This window comes from Microbacterium sp. MEJ108Y, from assembly GCF_000834175.1.
Taxonomy (GTDB): Bacteria; Actinomycetota; Actinomycetes; order Actinomycetales; family Microbacteriaceae; genus Microbacterium; species Microbacterium forte.
Genome location: NZ_JXQX01000021.1, coordinates 1 through 4,671 on the forward strand (window position 1 = coordinate 1; position 4,671 = coordinate 4,671).

The 4,671-nt window shown below is 68.6% G+C and carries 6 protein-coding genes; 2 read left to right on the plus strand and 4 right to left on the minus strand.

Translation table 11 applies throughout. The annotated features are described in order from the left end of the window. From RU09_RS11135 to RU09_RS11150, 4 genes are all read right to left on the minus strand, one after another. On the minus strand, positions 1–324 hold a 324-nt coding region (locus RU09_RS11135), incomplete at its 3' end, for an ATP-binding cassette domain-containing protein (RefSeq protein ID WP_042540604.1). After that, a complete protein-coding gene (locus RU09_RS11140; RefSeq protein WP_042540606.1) occupies positions 321–1,133 on the minus strand; it encodes an ABC transporter permease in 813 nt (270 codons plus the stop codon). The genes RU09_RS11135 and RU09_RS11140, both read right to left, overlap by 4 nt. Then, positions 1,130–2,071 carry an ABC transporter permease gene (locus RU09_RS11145; RefSeq protein WP_042540608.1) on the minus strand — a complete coding sequence of 314 codons (942 nt, stop codon included), beginning with the start codon at positions 2,069–2,071 and terminating at the stop codon, positions 1,130–1,132. Before RU09_RS11145 ends, RU09_RS11140 begins: the two co-directional genes overlap by 4 nt. A 103-nt stretch (positions 2,072–2,174) precedes the next feature. Continuing rightward, positions 2,175–3,785: an ABC transporter substrate-binding protein gene (locus tag RU09_RS11150; protein ID WP_042540610.1), complete on the minus strand. Its 1,611-nt coding sequence runs from the start codon at positions 3,783–3,785 to the stop codon at positions 2,175–2,177. 156 nt (positions 3,786–3,941) lie between these two features. On the opposite strand from RU09_RS11150, the gene RU09_RS11155 reads away from it, so the two are divergent. Both RU09_RS11155 and RU09_RS11160 read left to right on the plus strand, forming a co-directional pair. Continuing rightward, positions 3,942–4,346, plus strand: coding sequence for a YbaB/EbfC family nucleoid-associated protein (locus RU09_RS11155; protein ID WP_042540612.1), 405 nt, complete (start codon positions 3,942–3,944; stop codon positions 4,344–4,346). Further along, a complete protein-coding gene (locus RU09_RS11160; protein ID WP_042540614.1) occupies positions 4,346–4,639 on the plus strand; it encodes a WXG100 family type VII secretion target in 294 nt (97 codons plus the stop codon). The genes RU09_RS11155 and RU09_RS11160 overlap by 1 nt, the downstream gene beginning before the upstream one ends. Positions 4,640–4,671: the final 32 nt, after the last annotated feature.

Consider the following 4,671-nt stretch of genomic DNA (forward strand, 5'->3'; position numbering starts at 1 on the left):
CTCCGAGCCCACTCGCTGCAGCGGGTCGAGAGACACCAGCGCATCCTGCGAGACGAGTCCGATGCGGGCGCCGCGGAGGGCCCGCCACCCGCGCTCGCCGAGACGGGCGGCGTCCGTCCCGTCGACGACGAGTCGATCGAACGCCACGTGAGCACCCTGCGGAGCGAGTCCCAGCAGAGCCCTCGCCGTCAGGGTCTTGCCGGCTCCGGACTCTCCCACGATCGCCACGCATTCACCTCGCTCGACCGACAGCGACACACCGCTCACCACGGGCGTCCCTCCGAAGTCGACGCGCAGGCCGACGAGTTCGAGCGCGGCGGTCACGGCGTCAGCCCCTCTGCTCTGGCTCGCAGCACACGACCGACGATCGTGGCCGAGATGACGGTGACCGTGATCGCGATGCCGGGGAAGACGGCGATCCACCAGGCCTGACCGAGCACGTTGCGTCCGCCGGCGAGCATCAGTCCCCATTCCGGCGTCGGCTCCGATGGGCCGAGACCGAGGAAGCTGAGTCCGGCCGCGCCGAGGATGCTCGATCCGATGCCGATCGTCGCCAGGACGCTGAGCGACCCGAGCACGCCGGGCACGACGTGCCTCACGAAGGCGGGCGCAGGGCGCACCCCGAGGATGCGGGCGGCCTCGACATGCTCTGCGCCGCGCAGCGTGCGCGTCTGCACGCGCGCAAGGCGGATGTAGACGGGCACGGCGGCGAGGGTGACGGCGATCGCGATGTTCACAGGACCCGGCCCCAGCACCGCCACCACCACGAGCGCGACCAGGAACTCGGGGAACGCCATCAGCACGTCGTTCACCCGCATGAGTGCGGCGTCGACGCCCCGGGGAGCGAGCCCGGCCAGAGACCCGACGATGAGTCCGACCGCGAGGGCGACGCCCGTGGCGAGCAGTCCGATGCCGATCGAGCGCCCGGCTCCGTAGACCACCCGTGAGAAGACATCGCGCCCGCTCTGGTCGGTGCCGAAGAGGTGGTCTGCGCTCGGCGGCAGCAGCGAAGCCCGCACGTCCGTCTGCAGGGGATCGTGCGTGGCGAGCACCCCGGGGAACACCGCGGCGAAGGCGAGCACGAGAAGCACCGCCGCGGCGCCCCACAGCAGCACGGCCTGCGCCCGCCTCACCGCACGCCTCCTCGGTCGATGCGCAGACGAGGATCGATGAGCGGATGCAGCAGCTCGACCACGAGATTCACGACCACGAAGACGAGGGCACTGAGCAGGATGATGCCGGTGATGACCGGCAGATCACGATTGGTGATGGCGGCGAGAGTCACCCGACCGAGACCTGCTCTGGCGAACACCGTCTCGACGAGGACCGCTCCTCCGAGCACGGATCCGGTCAGGTACGCGGCGAGCGTCACCGCATTCGCCGCGCCGTGCCTGAGGCCGTGCCGCAGAGTGAACCAGGACGCGCTCGCACCCCGCGCACGCACGGTCTCGGCGAACGGCATCCGCTCGGCCTGTGCGAGGCCGTCTCGTAGCACCTGGCTGAGCAGAGCGGCCACCGGCAGGGCGAGCGTGATAGCCGGCAGCACGATCGTCGCCGGGTTGCGTGCACCGGACACGGGGAACCAGCCGAGTCCGAACGCGAAGACGCTGAGCAGGATCAGGCCGATCCAGAAGACGGGTGAGGAGAGGATGACGAGTTCGACTGCCGCAGCGACGGTGCGTCCGGCACGCCCTCGCACGAGCAGCGCGACGGCGAAGGCGAGCACCACGGCCATGAGCAGCGCCAGCGCGGAGAGCTGCAGCGTGGAACCCAGCTGGCGGCCGATGACCTCGACCACCGGCATCCGCAGTTGATACGACTCGCCGAGGTCTCCTCGCGCGAGCTGTCCGATGAACGTGACGTACTGCTCGAGTGGGGGGCGGTCGAGTCCCAGTTCCGCGCGGATGCCGTCTTTGACCTCATCGCTCACCTGCGCCTGGGGCCCGAGCATGACGGAGACCGGATCGCCCGGGATCACCCGGAACGCGAGGAACACCAGCGTCGCCGCACCCCAGAGGACGATCACGACGGATGCCGCGAGTCCGGCGACCCGGGTGAGCGCTGCCTTCACCGTTGACGCCCTCTCGACGGATCCTGAGCGCCCCTCGGCTCACGGCGCGCGCTCACGAACGATATCGCAGTGCGCGAGCGAGGGGCGCTCGATGATCCGGGTGTCAGCCGACGCTCACGTCGTAGAACAGCGGACGACCGTAGAGGTCGTACGCGAGCCCGTCCACCCGCTCGCCGACAGCCGTGATCGCCGACGGGCTGTAGAGCGGGATGATCGCGGTGTAGTCGGCGTTCCACTCCTGCAGCTGTGTGTAGATCTCGTTGCGCTGATCCTGATCGTTCGACGCGACGGCCTGCTCGAGCAGCGCATCGATCTCGGGATCGGTGACCTGCGAGGCGTTCTGGAACCCCTCGGTGTGCAGGTGCGCGCGGAGGAAGTCCGGGTCGACGCCCGAGAATCCCCAGTCGGTGAGGTCGAAGGTCTTCGGCTCGTACTGCTCGTTGTAGGCGCCGGGCTCGAGCGTCTCGCGGACGACCTCGAAGCCGATGGTCTTGAGATCCGACTGGATGGCGTTCGCGAGAGCGGCGCGGTCGTCGGGGACCGGAGTCCATGCGATCCACCGCGCAGAGAGGCGCTCGCCGTCCTTCATGCGGATGCCGTCGGAGTCGCGCTCCGTCCATCCGGCCTCGTCGAGAAGCGTGTTCGCCGCGTCCGCGTCGAACGGTCGGGCGCCCTCCAGCGAAGCATCGTAACCGGGAGTCGTGGAGCCCAGCACGCTCCAGGCGCGGGGGAACTGTCCGAAGAAGATCTCTTCGACGGCCGCGTCGACATCGATGCCCAACGCGAACGCCTGGCGCACCTTCTCGTCGGCGAAGACGCCGTACTTCTCGTTGAGGTACAGGGAGTAGGGCAGGCCCGGGTATTCGATCGAATCGACCGTGATGCCGTCGCCGAGGTCACCCGCGAGGTTCGGCGGGATGTTGCTCGCGAGGTCGGCCTCGCCGCTCTCGATGACGCCCGTGCGCACGGATGCCTCGGGCTGGATCTCGACCCGCAGCGTCTCGACCTTCGGTGCCTTCTCGCCGTGCGGCCCCCAGGCGTAGTCGTCGTTGCGCGTGTAGACGATCTCCTGATCGGGTGTGTACTCGGTCAGTTCGAACGGTCCTGTTCCGACGGTGATCCCCGGGCCGCCCGCCTTGAGCTGGTCGGCGGACTCCTCCAGCACGGCCGGCGAGTAGAAGCCGAGCTGCGGCGTGCTCGTCGCCTGAAGGAACGGCGCGTACGGCTGGGTGAAGCTCACCTTCACCGTGTGCTCGTCCACGACCTCGGTGCCCTCGTAGAAGTCGGCCCCCATCATGCTGGCCGCCTGCGCGGACTCCGTCTCGGGATCGACGATGCGATCGAAGTTCGCCTTGACGGCCTCGGCGTCGAACGGCTCGCCATCGGTGAAGGTGACGTCGTCACGCAGGACGAAGGTGTACTCGGTGCTGTCGTCGGACACCGTCCACTCCTTGGCCAGCCAGGGGGTGAACGAGCCGTCATCCTCCTGGAAGACCAGGGAGTCGAGCACCGCGCGCTGCACCATGCCCGAGACGTCGAGCTGACTCACCTGCGGGTCCATGTGCCCCGCTGAGAGGTTCGCACCCTCGATCGACCAGACGAGCTCACCGCCGTCGGACTCGGACGAGGGCGCAGCGCAGGAGCTGAGCAGGAGTGCGCTCACGGCGACGGTCGCGCCGAGCGGGATGGCACGGCGCAGGAAGGAGATAGGCATGCTGTTCCTCGGGAGGGAATGCGGGAGATGACGCGGATGCATCAGTTCTTGGACTCGATCCAATTCTAGATCCTCCGCGGTGACGCGGGCGTTGTGGGACCTTCATACCGTCATCGCTCCCTCATATACTGCGATGACACCGGAGGAGGGGGAACAGTGTCGTCCGAAGAACTCGCTGACACGATCGCCGCAGTGAACGCGAAGATCGATGCCCAGATCGCGCAGTCCCGACAGCTGGCCCAGGAGTCGGCCAGACTCGAGACGGAGGCGTCGCAGACCATGGCGACGGTCACGTCGGCGGACGGCCGAGTGACCATCACCGCGCGGCCGACCGGGGCCATCGAGTCGGTGAGACTGCAGTCGGGCGCGGCCGCAGATCTGGCATCCCTCGGCGTCACGATCACCGAGACGATCGCGAGGGCGCAGCGGGTCGCGGCGGAGAGGGTGCTCGTCTCGATGGAGCAGACCCTCGGGGCCGACTCCCCTCTCGTGGCCGCGGTGCGCCAGGATGTCGACACCGCGTTCCCGCAGGTCGGCGGCAGCACGATCGAGTACCGCTGATGGGCGTCATCGAGGTCAATCCGGCGCAGGTGGCGAAGGCCGCCAAGGCCATCAGCGTCGCGTCACGCAACATCGATGCCGCCCTGGAGGAGCTCGCCGCGCACGCGACGATTCTGCGTCGCTCGTGGTCGGGAGACGCGCAATCGGCGTTCGACGCCGCACAGGAGCGATTCGACGGCAACATGCGTGAGCGAACCGGGCTCGTCATGGCCGTGTCCGATCTGCTCGGCGAACTCGCGACCCAGTACTCGGACGCCGACCTCGCCGGTCAGCGCGTCCTCGGCGGCAGCTGACGTCGGACAGACATCACATCATCGGGGGGGGG

Bases quoted from the DNA above. Each gene is read 5' to 3' on its own strand.
- RU09_RS11150 (WP_042540610.1), bottom strand. From the start codon at position 3,785: ATGCCTATCTCCTTCCTGCGCCGTGCCATCCCGCTCGGCGCGACCGTC.
- RU09_RS11160 (WP_042540614.1), top strand. From the start codon at position 4,346: ATGGGCGTCATCGAGGTCAATCCGGCGCAGGTGGCGAAGGCCGCCAAG.